This window comes from Lysinibacillus sp. NPDC047702, assembly GCF_050272555.1.
Taxonomy (GTDB): Bacteria; Bacillota; Bacilli; order Bacillales_A; family Planococcaceae; genus Lysinibacillus.
In genome coordinates, this window is record NZ_JBNNMG010000100.1 from 1 (window position 1) to 14089 (window position 14089).

A 14089-nucleotide genomic window follows, 5' to 3' on the forward strand; every position below is an offset into this window, starting at 1 on the left:
GTCGGAACGGAGATCAACCCCTCGTTTTGAAAAAGGGTTATACTTTTTAATTTGTCACCTTGATGTCATTGACATAATAGTATTTCAACAACATGTAAAAATGATCCTTCATTTTTATTGCAAAAAAAATTTGGTATTGGTTGGACCGTGAATCTTGCAAATAAATGGAGTTATATCATTGTACTCGTCATATTCTTGCCGATTTTATTAATCATTTTTATATAGGGGGGAGATTGTATGAAAAAGCTTTTATTTCTTTGCTGCGCACTCTTATTAGTAACAGCCTGCGCTCAGAAGGAAAATAACACAAAAGGATCAGAAACTAAAGGAGGACATGACATGAACACATTGTTTATTGGAAAATGGGAAGGAAATATCGAGACGCCAAATGGAGCACTTCCGATTATTGTTGATTTGCAAGAGGATAGTGGAACATTATCAGTTCCTGTACAAGGATTATCCAATTATCCATTTCAGAACATTCAATATAATGGCGATCAAGTAAAGGTTTCTATCAGCTTAAGTGGCTCGGCTGTTGAAATTAATGGGACATTAAAAGATGAGCAAATTGAAGCAACATTTCAACAAAATGGTGGGAAATTGCCACTGATATTAAAACCCTATAAAGAACAACCTAAACAACCTGTTACGTATGAAACATTGAAAATTCCCGTTCAAAATGGTGAGTTAACAGTGGCCCTTCAAAAGGCTAGTAAAGAGCCATCTCCAGTCGCTCTTATTATAGCAGGCTCTGGTCCAACTGATAAGGATGGTAATTCTGCTATAGCTGGTAAAAATAATAGTTTAAAAATGATTGCGGAAGGATTGGCCAATGAGGGCATCGCAACTGTTCGCTATGATAAACGTGGACTTGGCGATAATATGTCCCTTTTAACAAAGGAAGAGGATATTACCATTGATCAATATGTGGATGATGCCGTTCAAGTGATTAATACCCTATTGGCTGATAAAGCTTATACAAGTGTTCATATTATTGGTCATAGCGAAGGCTCGCTTATCGGTTTACTAGCAGCCCAAAAAACAAATGTAGAATCCTTCGTTTCAATTGCAGGCGCCGGAAGACCAGCAGATGAAATTCTATTAGAGCAATTGAAAGGCCAGTTAGCGCCTGCGCTTCTAAAAGAAACGACAGATGCCCTTACATCCCTGAAAAAAGGTGAACAAGTAAAGAACGTTTCTCCTGAGTTACAGTCATTATTCCGTTCTTCCGTTCAACCATACATGATTTCTTGGTTAAAGTATAACCCTGCAAATGAACTTGCAAAAGTGAATTGCCGCGTTTTACTTATTCAAGGAACGAATGATATTCAAATAGTAGCAACAGATGTAGAAGCGTTAAAGAAAGGTAAACAAGATGCCGAGCTGCATTATATGAAGGACATGAACCATGTGTTGAAAAAGGCCCCAACAGATCGCGCTGGGAATTTAGCAACCTATTCAGACCCTACATTATCGCTACATGAAGAATTGCTACCAGCACTTCAGCAATTTATTAAAAATGAAAAGTAAGACCTAGCTAGATGAAGTTGTACAGTAACTTCATCTAGTTTTTTCTATGAGAATCATTATCAATTATTTGAATTTCTGTTAAACTAGTTAAATGACAATGGTTCAAGATAGAAGGAGTGCTTTACCTCGATGAAATTAAGTGATCATATATTTTTGTGGAATCACGCATATATCAAAATTATGGATGTACGCTTTACTATAATGGAGCAAGGGGAGGACTTTGGTCCCTACCGATTGCCATCCAGTGCCTTTCTCTATACAAAGAGAGGCAGTGCACAAATTTGGATGGACAAAAGCAGGCATATGGTACAACCATTTTATGTCCTTCATGCAGGAAAAGGGATACATATTGAGATTGTCGCAGAGAAAGATTTTGAATACTTTATGATTTTCTATAAAGCGATTCTCCCATTACCTAAACGACAAGATATTGAAGCCTTATTGGAAACAAATAATCCATTCCAATACCAGTATGCTTTTGCACCCCATAATCAACTTGCTCTTTTTGACAAAGCTGAGCAGATGAATAGTATTTGGTTACAATCATCTGACAAAGAGCTAAAAAATTTACATATCAAATCATTATTTTATCAATTTGTCTATGAGCTTGTACGGCAAATGCATACACAGGAAATTCGTCCATTAAAGCCAGATATAGTGGAGGAGGCAGTTCGCTATATAAAAGAAAATTATTATAAACCCCTGACGCTTGAAATATTAGCACAGGAATTAACCTGTAGTGTAGGCTATTTATCAAAGCTATTTAAAGAAAAAATGCATACGAGTCCTATTCATTATTTAGGCGAAATAAGGGTAAATAAGGCAGCGAAATTACTTTTGGAAACAGAAGCTACGTTACAGGAAATTGCAGAGCATGTTGGGTACCCTGATGGACATTCATTGAGTCGTAGCTTTAAACGACATAAGGGCGTATCCCCAGCTCAATATAAAGTAGAATGGAGACAAAAACGGCAAGGTGAAGATTTGCCACTTTGGAAAAGAAGATATGCTATTCTCCCAGATCCATTCGAGTGGTATATTGATGATGAAATTGAAAATCATTATCAACGAAAGGGAGCAATGGAAATGTCGAAGTACAAAAACATGAAATTAAAGGCCATGACCTTGTTTATGTGCCTCTCATTGTTGCTAGCAGCATGCTCAAATGCAACAAATACAAATACTTCACAATCAGCATCAAATCAAGTGGAAACACAAGCAAATAGCGGACAAGAGGCTGTACAGGAAGGTAAAACAAGAATTGTTTCTACACCAAGAGGTGATGTAGAAGTGCCTGCACAACCACAACGAGTAGCCTCAGATCAGTATATGGGACAACTATTAAAGCTAGGTATTATTCCAGTTGGTGTACGAGAAGGGATGTTACAGGAGGCTTGGATTGAAAAATCAGATATTTCTAAAGAGATATTAGCTAAAATAGAGAATTTGGGTAATTTTCCAATGAACCCTGAAAAACTGATTATGTTGGAGCCAGATTTAATTATTGGGTCCATAGAAGAAAATATCGAGCAATATGAAAAGATTGGTACAACAGTCTTTATCCCTTATTGGGAGGAGCTTTCGACTGCAGGGCCATTAGAAAAATTCAGAAGAATTGCAGAAGTATTTGGAAAGGAACGAGAAGCAGACCAGTGGATAGAGGAGTACAAGAACAAGGTTGAGGAAGCTCGTAAACAAATAGATGGTATTATTAAAGAAGGAGAAACCGTTTCAGTCGTTCAATTAAGCCCTACAGGTTTGTATGTGCTAGCTGCTGATGGTGGAAATTATGGTAGTAATACGATTTATCAGATGTTGAAATTACCTCCTACTGAACAAGCGTTAAATATGAAAGAAGGATTTGAAAATATCTCTTTAGAGGTATTGCCACAGTATTTAGGTGATCATGTATTTGTTTATGTAAATTCACAGGAAGATGCCAAAGAAATTTTAAACAGCCCAATTTGGCAGGGAGCTCCTGCTGTTAAAAATGGCAATGTATATATGTATGGTGAATTTGAAGATGAATTTGTCATGGAAGATCCATACTCATTAGAAATGCAGCTTGATAAAATTGTTAAGGTTTTATTGGGAAAAAAGTAAGTTCATTTAAATAATCGTTAAAAATAGACTTGCTAAGCTAAGAGGCAAGTCTATTTTTGTATGCATCCATACTAAATTAGCGCATATTGCCGATAATGGATGATCGACTATCCTGCATTTTCTTCACAAAATTTGTCATTGCATCAAAAGCTTCATTTCGTTTATTGTTCATACTTTGCAGGCGCAGCATATCCATTTGCTGTGAGTTGCTTAGTGTATCGATTTGACCTTTTACTGTTTGAAGCTGCCCATTAATTTCTGCTTGCCTTGCTGTATCAGTTGTAGCTGCTTTTTCTACATTTAATTGGTTAATCTGGTCATTTAAGTTAGCTAGTTGTTCATTTCTTGCTTGAACCTCTGTCAATTGTGTTTGTAATTGGTTCTCTAATAGGTTTGTTCTTTGCTGTTGAACCATTATTAAGGCTGTTTCTAAATCGACAGAAGATAAATCAATGGGAGCCATCCCCTGATTGCCTACTCCTTGAATGGAAGCTGCAGATGATTGGTCTGCTCCTGCAAATAATAAACCAACGACTAATGTGCTACCAATAACTAATTTTTTCATAGAATATCCTCCTAAAAAATGATCAGGGAAGAATTAAACACTTTTTCTACATTCCCTAAAAAAATAGTTTAGCGTATCAAGGTTAAAATTAGTTTAAAAAAAATTAGGACTTTAGAAGGGAAATTATGAAAAAACGTTCTCGCTTATGATTACCCTCTACATCAAATTTTATTGACAAAGATGGTAAGTGCGCTTAGTATTATTGATAAGTGCACTTACTAATTTAAGAATGGGTGAATAATTATGTGGAAATATGAGAATTCGATTATTACTGAAGCTACACCAAAAGCTATTTGGAAGCTATATAGCAATGTTGGTAAATGGAAAAAATGGGACGGTAGTATAATGGAAGTAAAAATTGATGGGCCATTTGAAGAAGGTATCACAGGGTATTTAACACTTCTAGGACAGGAACCTTTACTATTTACGCTTACAGAAGTGAAAGAAAATAAACTTTTCACCAATACAACAATTCTCGAACAGTTAAGCATTAAGATGGATTTTCGTCATGAAATAGAAGTTCTTGGTTTGCAGACAAAGGTGACACATAGTGTAATCCTATCAGGACCGAATGCGGAAATGATTGGGAATCAAATTGGTCCTATGATTACACAAGAAATTCCGAGTAGTATGTCCAATTTAAACCAGCTTGCTAGTGGTGATATCTCATGAAGCAAAGATTTTGGATAGGGGTTGTATCAGAAGAACATGTTAAAATAGGTGAAAAAGGTGGGTTTGCACAGCTTTGTCATGGAAAATATGCACCTTTAAAGAGAATGAAAGCAGGAGATTGGTTAATATACTATTCGCCAAAAACCAAATATCCAGACGGCAATCCTCTTCAAGCCTTTACTGCTATTGGAACGGTTAAGTCAGGGTACATTTATCGAGTGGAAATGGCTCCTCAATTTATTCCCTACAGGTTGGACATATTGTATCAGCCCTGTCAAAGTATAAGCTTTGCACTTATCAAATCAAAGCTAACATTCGTATCTGAAAACGCCAATGTAGGTTTATTATTTCGTAGAGGACATTTTGAAGTAACTAAACAAGATTTTATGACAATTGCAAATGCAATGGGGGTGGATTTTAGTGGATTGGAAATCGAAGTTTAATGATCCAAAAGAAAGCTCAGGTTTTTTATTATGGCAAGTTACGCAAGCTTGGCAGAGGATGATTATAAAGGAACTGAGCAAGATAGATCTGACACATGTCCAGTTTGTACTATTAACTGCTTGTGATTTTCTACATGTAAATGGTGAGACGGTTACTCAAAAAAAACTTGCGGATTTTACAAAATTAAATAGTATGATGGTTTCAGATGTTGTCAGAACACTTGAGGCTAAAGGATTTATTTGTAGAAACAAAAACCCTTTAGATAAGCGCGAAATACTACTTTCACCAACTGAGGAGGGGTCAAATAAAATTAAAATTGCGTTACCGATTGTTGAAAATACGGATGCCCAATTTTTTAAGCCTATTCACGATAAGCAACATAGTTTTAATGAGGAGCTACTCTCACTGCTATCTCTAAAAGCAGAAGTGGATGAGTGAGAGTTTTAATGTAGAGAAAAATCATTTATGTAAAACCTAATTTGCGTGAGAAATCAATTTGAGAGACGTTGATTTCTCGCGCTTTTTATTTAACAGAAATATACATATTCCAACCTCTTTTATGATACGCTAAACCAACATATTAAAATACAATAAATGGCGGAGGTGAACATAGATGAAAATGAGAAATCAATATACTTGTCCGTTAGAATTAACCCATGATATAACACGAGGAAAATGGAAGCCTATGATTTTATGGCAACTTGCCAAAGGACCTGCATCTCTTTCACAACTTGTTAAAGATATTCAAGGAATTACTCAAAAAATGTTATTAGAGCATCTAAACGATTTAATGGAATTCAACATTATAGAAAAAACCTCTTTTGAAGGTTATCCATTAAAAGTAGAGTATCGTTTAAGCGAGAGAGGTAAAAAACTCTACGAAGCAGTAGAAATTATGCAAAATGTGGGCATTCAATTAATGCAGGAGCATGGAATGGAAGATTTCTTAAGAATGAGGGGATTCATTGAATAAAAAAGATACTTACGAAAAAGTGGGTACTGTTCGATAGTTTCAAAGCTCCGTATACTATTTCTAGACAGCATTGAATCAGAAAGGAGTATATACTTAAATGAATAATTTACAGAATTCAGTTAACAGGCTGCTAGAACAGCAAAATACGGCATTCGTAGGCTCCATCGATCATGAGGGGTTTCCTCAAGTGAAGGCCATGCTTGCACCACGCGTAAGGGAGGGCTTTCATACTTTTTATTTTACAACGAATACGTCCTCTATGCGGGTAGCCCAATTCCGGAATGAACAAAGGGCAAGCATTTACTTTTGCGATCAAAAGCGTTTTGAAGGGGTAATGTTCAAGGGAACTATGGAAGTGTTAGAGGATCTGGCATCTAAGGAGTTAATCTGGCAAGATGGCGATACACTGTATTATCCACTTGGTGTAACGGATCCTGATTACTGTGTATTAAAATTTACCTGCTTGTCTGGAAGATACTATAACAATTTTTCTTCCAAAACCTTTGAAGTGTAATGGAGTAGAAAATTCTTGGTTTCACGGTATGTTAGAAGCTATGAAGTCTGCACAAGCGTGTGGGCTTTTTTTAATGCTTCTTCCTATTGAACGTGAAGGATTGAGTGCGTAATGGTGATAGAAAAAACTTTTTTTGTTTTTTAAAAAATAAAATGAACTTTTCATGATCCCTGTTTGTATAGTAAGTGAAATACAAAATAGGGAGGTTATATTTTGGAACTTATTGTTAAGGATATTGTGAAAAAATTTAATGGTGTAAACGTATTGAACGGTGTATCGACTACATTTAAATGGGGCCACTGCTATTTATTGCTTGGCCAAAATGGAGCGGGGAAATCTACATTATCAAAGTGTATAGCAGGCGATCTAAAATCAGATAATGGTTCTATGCAAATCCAGGGTTCGTCCGTTAATGTACACGAGCAGGTAGCGCTGCAATATCAATTTTTTTTGAGTTATCAGCATCTTAAAATTCGCGAAGTGATTGCTCTTTTTGCTACATTGACGAACAACAGGATTGATTTGAGTGAGCTATATGAAATATTAGGGTTACCAACGTATGATCATATTTTGTTGAAAAATGCGTCAGGCGGTCAGCGAAAAGCAGTATCCATCTTCCTTTCTTTTTTATTAAATAAACCAATCATCATTTTAGATGAGCCATTTGCTGATTTAGATTTAACAAAGAAAAAGCAATTGATGTTTTACCTACAGCAGGAAATTAGTCAGCGTAATAAATTGCTCATTATTATTAGTCATGAGGTGGCAGGATTAGAGCCATTATTTGATTATGTTGTCATCTTGAAAGAGGGTAAAATCATTGAAAATGCTACACAAGATGAGCTCTATAATAAATATACTGACGCAAAATTGCCAGGAATTGAAGGTCTTTATTACGAAGCGACAGGTCAAATTTTAGGAGGAAAAGCAGGATGATCAAGCAAATTGCACGTATGTATATGTTGGAAAGTATTCGTAACCCAGGAATGGCTATTGGAAATTTGTTGCCAGGATTTATGTTTATGGGCATATCATTTTTTGCTAAAAGCGTGATGACTGAAGAATCATTTAATTTTTTGATTAAAGGTCAGTTTTTACCGATTTCTATAATAATGCTAATCTTTTTCTTTTCTTTTTCTAGTGCTACAATCTATTTAGCAGATATGAAAGCCAATAAAACCCTACAATGGGTGCAGCGTACAGGCATTAAGCCACACACTTACTATATAGGGATGGGAATCGGTGTCTTTACTTTACTAAATCTATTTTTAGTGTTAATATTCACTGGTTACTCATTTATTATTGATATATCATTATCATCATTTTTACTAATTATTTTAATAAGTAATTTTGTATTACTGGCTTTGTATCCATTGAGCTTTATATTGGCAGGTCTATTTAAAAATGAAAAAGTGGCAACAAGTATGCTTGTACCGATTATGATGTTATTTATGTTTTCCATACAAATGTCAACGATGTTTTTAACATTAGCGAAAAAAAACCCCCAGGATTATTTTATTTTCTTAATCTGGAACCCGATGCTATATTTATTTGATAGCTTGCAAGTGTCTTTAAATTTAATAGGAGAAACTTGGCTTCCGCAATATCAGTATTTTATGATTTTAACAATTCTTAGCTTGGTTCTAGCAGCCATCGCTAAAAAAGTATATACCAGTAAGTAGGTGATTTTATGGGAATTGGATTTATTGTATCTTTAATTGCAAATGGAGTTTTGACTATTATTATTTTGGGAATTACAATCCCGATGGATAAAAAATATGTTGTACGCGAAAATAGAAAAATTAATTATAAAAAAACAACAATTTATTTACGTTGGAATGTATTTGATACTTTAACGCTCGTTTTAGCCATTTATACAATACTTTGTGTGCAGGCAGTTTTCTTTCTTTTGGCCTCCTCTCAAACAATCGAAAATCCATATGTGCAGTTTTTTGCAAATCAATCGTCAGCATGGGTCATTGTAATAGTCGCATACTTGGTTCAACGTCTATCTATGACTTTAAAGTCCATTAAGGCTCATTGGGGGGATGAGCTAGATGATGAGCAATGAGGAGTGGATGGAGGTCTATAAAAGTGGCGATATTGAGGGCTTTGAACAGCTCTATAGTCGTTTGTATGAGCCTCTGTACTGCTTTTTATTTCGTTATACTCGTGAGGAGCAGCTAAGCATTGATATTGTGCAAGATACCTTTGAGCGTTTACAATATATAAAAGAAGACTTTGACCAGCAAAAGGGAACGGTTAAAGCATTTTTATTTCAAATCGCTTACCGCTTAATGATCAATAAATTAAATCGCCGTAAAAAGTGGCGCACACTCTTTCCGTTTTTAGTACCAACAGAAAGTCGTCGTCTATCGACTGATGAAAAATTAACGATACAAGAAGCCATACTTCAATTACCTGATAAGCAACGAGCTGTTATTTTGCTTGTGTATTATCATGATTTGCCACAGGAGGAAATTGCACAAATTTTGTCCATCCCACTTGGTACCGTTAAATCAAGATTACATAATGCGATAAAGGCTTTAAAGGAAGAGCTAAAGGAGGATTTCGATGCTTAAGAATGAATTTAACAAGGAGCAATGGCTAAAAGACAGCTTAGATCATGATAAAGTGGAGATTCCCAAGCAGCTAATCACATATAAGAAAAGTCGCTGGCAACGTTTTATCCAGTATTTAGCCTCTCCTACGAAAGATCCATTAGAACCTATTTGTTCATCCTCAGTCGGCTACACTTCTTTGAAACTATTGCCTATCGTCACAGCTGTATTTATTACAATTCTTCAAATTTTGTTACAATAAAATGAATAACTCTTAAATATTTCACTGCCACAGTCATTAGATTGTGGTATTTTTAATGAATAGAGTACTATTTATTGTATTTTGGATTTATTTTGGGGGGGTGAATATCTTTGAAGGTTTTTAGAAATATTCCACAGCCAAACAAGATAAGAGGTCAGCTTCATAGAGCACTTATACTCATTACTTTTATCATTGGACTTTGTATATTTATTCCAACTCTTTTCATTGAGTTCCGACAAACCATTCAACATCAAAATGAAGAGATGGCAAATTATTTAAATGCTCAAACATATTTTTTTGAAAGCTGGTTAACAGAACGTTCCGGTGATATACATACTATTGCTAATTTAGACTTTGTAAAAGGTTATCATTATGAAAAGGCACAAGCTTTTTTTCAAGATTTTAAAGATAAAACAGATTTTGCGGACTTGATCTTCGTCAATAAAGAGGGCATTGTGCAATTTGATACAGTTACTGAGTTCTCAACAAATGGGACAGGTGTAAATGTACAAAATCGAGAGTATTTTCAAATTGCTAAAAAAACACAACAACCCTACATCACAGATATTTTAATCAGTAAGGTTACCAATCAGCCTATTGTTGCATTTGCCTCACCTATTTTGAATGAGCAGCAACAATTTAATGGAGTAGTTTTTGGAACCGTGAATGTCCAGACAATCAATCAGCTACTTTATGAATCAAGGGTCGGCTTTCTTGGACATGCCTATATTATGAATCAGGATGGCATGATGCTGACTGCATTAAATGTCGGAAAAAATGATAACTTATCTGAACAATTCAAAGTGGATGAGCATATTCTTAATTTCGCTGTCAATAATACTGCAAATGACCTTCATATTTATAAAGTCATGAACAGGAAATGGGTGTTTGCGAAAAGTAAGCCGATCAATCAAGGGAAATGGTTTATTATTTCAGAAATTGGTTTATTCGATGCATTAAAGCCACTCATTATTCGATTTCTTCTCATAGCCATATGTATTGTCATAGGGTCATTCTTTACCATTAGAGTTATGCTACAGCTTTCAAAAAAAATTGAAGAACCCATTCAACAGCTTCTGACAGGTGTTGGAAAGGTACAGCAAGGAAATTATGAGTATCAAATAAATGAACAGCAGCTGGCGCCTTATGCACAGGAATTTCAGGAGCTTTGTTCATCCTTTAATGACATGAGCACCAAGGTCAAACAGGATACAATTTTATTGAAGGAATTATCGGTAACCTGTCAGCTGACAAAGCTCTATAACCGCCGTTACCTGATTGAGCAGGGAGAGCTTGTTTTTGAGAAATGTTTAGAAGATGAAAATGCTTGTTCATGTATAGCCATTGATATTGATTTTTTCAAAAAGGTTAATGATACTTATGGACATTTAATTGGTGATGAAGTGTTAAAGCATGTGGCCAACATCATTTCTAATTCTGTGCGAAGAGTTGATCTGATTACAAGGTATGGGGGAGAGGAGTTTGTTATTTTATCACCAGATACATCAATAGAAAGTGCCATAAAAATTGCAGAAAGAGTTCGCGAAAATGTAGAAGCGAATACATATACAAATGACCATTTAAAGATCAATGTAACGGTGAGTATTGGCATTGCAGAGTATGGTCAAATCAGCGATGCTTCAACATTTTATGAGCTGCTTGATAAGGCTGATCAAGCTCTTTATATTGCCAAGGAAAGTGGTAGAAATCAGCTTAGAGTGTATGATAGCACAAATCAAGTAGATTCGAACATTTAAATAGGGTGGTCTAGATGAAGGAGATTATATTAAATGAATTACAAGGAATTGGAAATAATTATAAAATAAAGATTCTTTAGGAAGTATAATATTAAAGGTATGGGTCTTTATAAAGCGGTTTGAGTGGGGGTTAGTTATGAACTAGCCCCACTTTTAACCCCATTTTCGATAGCGCGCTCAAGGATGGGAAAACCCTCACTGAGTGAAGTTTCACTTTATTGTTTTTGTACTAATTCAATAATTTGTTCTGCCATGTGCTCTGCTTGATTGATAACAGAGATTGGATCTGCTGCGAAGAAGTACTTCCCTTCGAATGTAATCACTTTGTTATTTTTTACGACATCCAAATTACTCCATGTAAAAGTCGTTTCATATTCTTGATCATAATCTAAAATCCCCACATAATCCCCTACATAGTCACCTACAATTTCCCATGAAATACGTTGCTTCTGCCAATCTCCGTTACTATCTTCTATTAGTTTTTGAATAGATGTTGGTGCTGTAAGTTTTAATAAATCATACATCGCTTCACCGCCTGAGTTACCACTTGGAATCACCGCAATTTCTTTCTCTGTTAACGTAAATAGTGAGAATGTTATGCCTTCTGGGATTACGGCTTTAATTTTTTCTTCAGCTACCTTTGCACGTGCCATGTAATCTGCTATAAACTTCTTCGCATCCTCTTGGTGATTTAACATCTCGCCGATTGCTGTAATTTCTGCTTCCACGCTGTCGTAGCTAGCTGTACTGAACACAATCGTCGGTGCAATTTTTTCATATTGCTCTACATTTTTTTCGGCAAACGTAATAATTAAATCTGGTTTTAGACTAGTAGCTGTTTCTAAAGATACAGCATCTTCATTTCCAAGATCTACAATGTCCTGCCCTTGATAGTAATCTTTTAAAAATTCACCATAACCAATGACCTTTGTTGTTGAAGCAACTGGTACAACACCTATAGCTAATACGTGACCTAAATCCCAATCTACAATTACACGTTGTGGGTCTATTGGTACTTCTACTTCACGTCCTACCGAATCTGTTACAATACGTGTTGTTTCAGTCATTGTGGATTCCTTGTCACCATTTGTACCTTCTTGTTCTTGAGATGTATCCTCATTTTTGCTACCACAAGCCGCCATTATTAGCAGTAGGCTCATTAACAACATTACCAATACAGATTTTTTTATGTACTTATTCATTATCCTTCTCCTTTAACTATAGTATATCATTATATTGAAAATGATTATCATTTTCAATGGTGTATTTTAAAAGATTATGGGACTACGTTTTAACAACTACAAACTTTTTATCTACAGATCTTATGTCCCAACAGAAACACTAGGAATACAGCTGATAAGTTTCTTATGAGTGCATCGATTGAGCCAATTTGTCTAGACAACAAATACGATCGTGAGTTTTCGCTTTTCTTCTATAGGAGAATGCGAAATTTTTGAATAAAAGGGAAATCAACTACAAGTTATGATGAAGAACCTTAATATTAACTCTTCAAAATGTTATGATAAAACTTAAAAAAGCATTGAATTTTAACAACTTAAACTTTTATATAACTAAATATAATAAAATTGGAGTGATAGGATGGATTACGAATTAGTAAAAGAAAGAATAAAACTTATTACTTTTAGAATTAGAGAGATAGGCGGAGAAGTTCAGGAGGTCATTATTGATGAACCATCTTCTCTTGAACAAATACTTCAAACAGAAGAAAGCTTAGGGATTAAACTACCTATTAGTTTCAAGAAAGTTTTAACAGAATTCTCAGGAAATTTTAGCTTACGTTGGTTTTTACCTGACGATATGGAACAACCGAATGAATTTAGAGAATTTTTTTGTGGAACACCTCACTGGAGTTTGGAACTTCTCCCTCAACTTGAAGAAGACCGAAAAGGTTGGATAGACAATGTATTTCCGAACCCTGAAGACGAATATGATGTTGTGTGGCATAATAAATTAGCTTTTTGTGAAGTGGGAAATGGCGATTATTTTGCATTTGATATGAAAGATGATATTGATGCTCAGATAGTTTATCTTAGCCACGATGATGGAAAAGGACACGGATTTAAGATTGCAAATAATTTCAGCGAATTCATTGAGAATTGGTCAAGAATAGGTTTTGTAGGGTGTGAGGATTGGCAGTGGCTACCTTTCACAACAAGTTCTATAAGCGGTATAAATCCAGATGGCGAAGCAGCAAAAAGCTTTAGGACTTGGTTGGGACTAGATATTTAATTATTTAAAAAAACATTGAATTTACTTCCAATGCTCTTTTTGGCTGTTAACTTGAATTTCTAGAAGTGTGGGTAAATGAATAATTTTTAATTAACAGGTCATACTAAAACGGATTTCACTTATGAAATCTATAATGATGAGGAGGATGGAAAATGAGTAGGTTTGAACAATTAGACCCCAAATCTCAGAAAATCCACCGCAACTGGTCAAGGATTAAGCATTCTAAATCTCAAGTAAATGGTGAAACGGAGATTACCCTCCATAACCGTCTCTTGAGAAGTGAAGCAAAGGCCCGTCAGTTTTAATCATGCTAGAAAAGTAAGTGTCATCAAGCCCAGAATTTATTCTGGGCTTTTTTATTTATTGTATCTTTTGAAAACCCCTTGCTATGCGAGGGGTTCTAAAGAGCTTCTAGCTATGGACAAGAAAAAAACCCCCAGCCATACAATGAATTCAGG

Annotated in this window: 18 protein-coding genes; 16 read left to right on the top strand and 2 right to left on the bottom strand. The window is 35.3% G+C overall.

All coding sequences use genetic code 11. The features are described 5' to 3' along the window. Nucleotides 1-81 precede the first annotated feature (81 nt). The 3 genes from ACQKIM_RS26680 (at nt 82) to ACQKIM_RS26690 (ending at nt 3633) form a co-directional block, all read left to right on the top strand. The gene (locus tag ACQKIM_RS26680) at nt 82-225 is read left to right on the top strand and encodes a DUF5808 domain-containing protein (RefSeq protein ID WP_427549754.1); all 144 of its coding nucleotides are present in this window, start codon (nt 82-84) and stop codon (nt 223-225) included. Nucleotides 226-339: 114 nt separating this feature from the next. Continuing rightward, nucleotides 340-1530, top strand: coding sequence for an alpha/beta hydrolase (locus tag ACQKIM_RS26685; RefSeq protein WP_427549719.1), 1191 nt, complete (start codon nt 340-342; stop codon nt 1528-1530). 129 nt (nt 1531-1659) lie between these two features. After that, on the top strand, nt 1660-3633 hold the full coding sequence (locus ACQKIM_RS26690; protein WP_427549721.1) for an ABC transporter substrate-binding protein: 1974 nt from the start codon (nt 1660-1662) through the stop codon (nt 3631-3633). 76 nt (nt 3634-3709) lie between these two features. On the opposite strand, the gene ACQKIM_RS26695 is transcribed toward ACQKIM_RS26690, so the two are convergent. Further along, nucleotides 3710-4198, bottom strand: a complete 489-nt coding sequence (locus tag ACQKIM_RS26695; RefSeq protein ID WP_427549723.1) for a hypothetical protein — start codon at nt 4196-4198, stop codon at nt 3710-3712. Between the two features lie 243 nt (nt 4199-4441). Between ACQKIM_RS26695 and ACQKIM_RS26700 the strand changes: the two genes are divergently transcribed. The 11 genes from ACQKIM_RS26700 (at nt 4442) to ACQKIM_RS26750 (ending at nt 11381) form a co-directional block, all read left to right on the top strand. Further along, the gene (locus ACQKIM_RS26700; RefSeq protein WP_427549724.1) at nt 4442-4870 is read left to right on the top strand and encodes a hypothetical protein; all 429 of its coding nucleotides are present in this window, start codon (nt 4442-4444) and stop codon (nt 4868-4870) included. Then, nucleotides 4867-5313 (top strand): EVE domain-containing protein, encoded by a 447-nt coding sequence (locus ACQKIM_RS26705; protein ID WP_427549726.1) that lies wholly within the window; start codon nt 4867-4869, stop codon nt 5311-5313. The genes ACQKIM_RS26700 and ACQKIM_RS26705 overlap by 4 nt, the downstream gene beginning before the upstream one ends. Continuing rightward, nucleotides 5291-5752 carry a MarR family winged helix-turn-helix transcriptional regulator gene (locus ACQKIM_RS26710; RefSeq protein ID WP_427549728.1) on the top strand — a complete coding sequence of 154 codons (462 nt, stop codon included), beginning with the start codon at nt 5291-5293 and terminating at the stop codon, nt 5750-5752. Before ACQKIM_RS26705 ends, ACQKIM_RS26710 begins: the two co-directional genes overlap by 23 nt. 175 nt (nt 5753-5927) lie before the next feature. After that, complete coding sequence (locus ACQKIM_RS26715; RefSeq protein WP_427549730.1) at nt 5928-6287, top strand: winged helix-turn-helix transcriptional regulator; 360 nt, start codon at nt 5928-5930, stop codon at nt 6285-6287. Between the two features lie 97 nt (nt 6288-6384). Then, the gene (locus ACQKIM_RS26720) at nt 6385-6801 is read left to right on the top strand and encodes a pyridoxamine 5'-phosphate oxidase family protein (protein ID WP_427549732.1); all 417 of its coding nucleotides are present in this window, start codon (nt 6385-6387) and stop codon (nt 6799-6801) included. Between the two features lie 213 nt (nt 6802-7014). Beyond that, nucleotides 7015-7737, top strand: coding sequence for an ATP-binding cassette domain-containing protein (locus tag ACQKIM_RS26725; protein ID WP_427549734.1), 723 nt, complete (start codon nt 7015-7017; stop codon nt 7735-7737). Beyond that, nucleotides 7734-8483 (top strand): ABC transporter permease, encoded by a 750-nt coding sequence (locus ACQKIM_RS26730; RefSeq protein WP_427549737.1) that lies wholly within the window; start codon nt 7734-7736, stop codon nt 8481-8483. Before ACQKIM_RS26725 ends, ACQKIM_RS26730 begins: the two co-directional genes overlap by 4 nt. Before the next feature lie 8 nt (nt 8484-8491). Beyond that, entirely contained in the window at nt 8492-8872 is a 381-nt protein-coding gene (locus ACQKIM_RS26735; protein ID WP_427549740.1) for a group-specific protein, read from the top strand. A 7-nt stretch (nt 8873-8879) separates the two neighbouring features. Beyond that, nucleotides 8880-9383: an RNA polymerase sigma factor gene (locus ACQKIM_RS26740; protein ID WP_427549756.1), complete on the top strand. Its 504-nt coding sequence runs from the start codon at nt 8880-8882 to the stop codon at nt 9381-9383. Continuing rightward, a complete protein-coding gene (locus ACQKIM_RS26745) occupies nt 9376-9624 on the top strand; it encodes a hypothetical protein (RefSeq protein WP_427549742.1) in 249 nt (82 codons plus the stop codon). The genes ACQKIM_RS26740 and ACQKIM_RS26745 overlap by 8 nt, the downstream gene beginning before the upstream one ends. Nucleotides 9625-9734: 110 nt before the next feature. After that, a complete protein-coding gene (locus ACQKIM_RS26750; RefSeq protein WP_427549744.1) occupies nt 9735-11381 on the top strand; it encodes a sensor domain-containing diguanylate cyclase in 1647 nt (548 codons plus the stop codon). A gap of 215 nt (nt 11382-11596) precedes the next feature. Here ACQKIM_RS26750 and ACQKIM_RS26755 read toward each other — a convergent pair whose 3' ends face one another. Further along, the gene (locus ACQKIM_RS26755; protein WP_427549746.1) at nt 11597-12583 is read right to left on the bottom strand and encodes an ABC transporter substrate-binding protein; all 987 of its coding nucleotides are present in this window, start codon (nt 12581-12583) and stop codon (nt 11597-11599) included. Nucleotides 12584-12980: 397 nt separating this feature from the next. Here ACQKIM_RS26755 and ACQKIM_RS26760 point away from each other — a divergent pair, with 397 nt between their 5' ends. Together ACQKIM_RS26760 and ACQKIM_RS26765 are read left to right on the top strand one after the other, a co-directional pair. Next, nucleotides 12981-13631: an SMI1/KNR4 family protein gene (locus tag ACQKIM_RS26760; RefSeq protein ID WP_427549748.1), complete on the top strand. Its 651-nt coding sequence runs from the start codon at nt 12981-12983 to the stop codon at nt 13629-13631. A gap of 152 nt (nt 13632-13783) precedes the next feature. Next, complete coding sequence (locus tag ACQKIM_RS26765) at nt 13784-13936, top strand: YpzG family protein (protein WP_427549751.1); 153 nt, start codon at nt 13784-13786, stop codon at nt 13934-13936. Nucleotides 13937-14089: the final 153 nt, after the last annotated feature.

Excerpts from the sequence above, each read along its gene's own strand:
- ACQKIM_RS26685 (WP_427549719.1), top strand. The coding sequence starts at position 340 with ATGAACACATTGTTTATTGGAAAATGGGAAGGAAATATCGAGACGCCA.
- ACQKIM_RS26745 (WP_427549742.1), top strand. The coding sequence starts at position 9,376 with ATGCTTAAGAATGAATTTAACAAGGAGCAATGGCTAAAAGACAGCTTA.
- ACQKIM_RS26690 (WP_427549721.1), top strand. The coding sequence starts at position 1,660 with ATGAAATTAAGTGATCATATATTTTTGTGGAATCACGCATATATCAAA.
- ACQKIM_RS26755 (WP_427549746.1), bottom strand. The coding sequence starts at position 12,583 with ATGAATAAGTACATAAAAAAATCTGTATTGGTAATGTTGTTAATGAGC.
- ACQKIM_RS26720 (WP_427549732.1), top strand. The coding sequence starts at position 6,385 with ATGAATAATTTACAGAATTCAGTTAACAGGCTGCTAGAACAGCAAAAT.
- ACQKIM_RS26735 (WP_427549740.1), top strand. The coding sequence starts at position 8,492 with ATGGGAATTGGATTTATTGTATCTTTAATTGCAAATGGAGTTTTGACT.
- ACQKIM_RS26695 (WP_427549723.1), bottom strand. The coding sequence starts at position 4,198 with ATGAAAAAATTAGTTATTGGTAGCACATTAGTCGTTGGTTTATTATTT.
- ACQKIM_RS26765 (WP_427549751.1), top strand. The coding sequence starts at position 13,784 with ATGAGTAGGTTTGAACAATTAGACCCCAAATCTCAGAAAATCCACCGC.
- ACQKIM_RS26740 (WP_427549756.1), top strand. The coding sequence starts at position 8,880 with ATGGAGGTCTATAAAAGTGGCGATATTGAGGGCTTTGAACAGCTCTAT.
- ACQKIM_RS26730 (WP_427549737.1), top strand. The coding sequence starts at position 7,734 with ATGATCAAGCAAATTGCACGTATGTATATGTTGGAAAGTATTCGTAAC.
- ACQKIM_RS26705 (WP_427549726.1), top strand. The coding sequence starts at position 4,867 with ATGAAGCAAAGATTTTGGATAGGGGTTGTATCAGAAGAACATGTTAAA.
- ACQKIM_RS26715 (WP_427549730.1), top strand. The coding sequence starts at position 5,928 with ATGAAAATGAGAAATCAATATACTTGTCCGTTAGAATTAACCCATGAT.
- ACQKIM_RS26700 (WP_427549724.1), top strand. The coding sequence starts at position 4,442 with ATGTGGAAATATGAGAATTCGATTATTACTGAAGCTACACCAAAAGCT.
- ACQKIM_RS26760 (WP_427549748.1), top strand. The coding sequence starts at position 12,981 with ATGGATTACGAATTAGTAAAAGAAAGAATAAAACTTATTACTTTTAGA.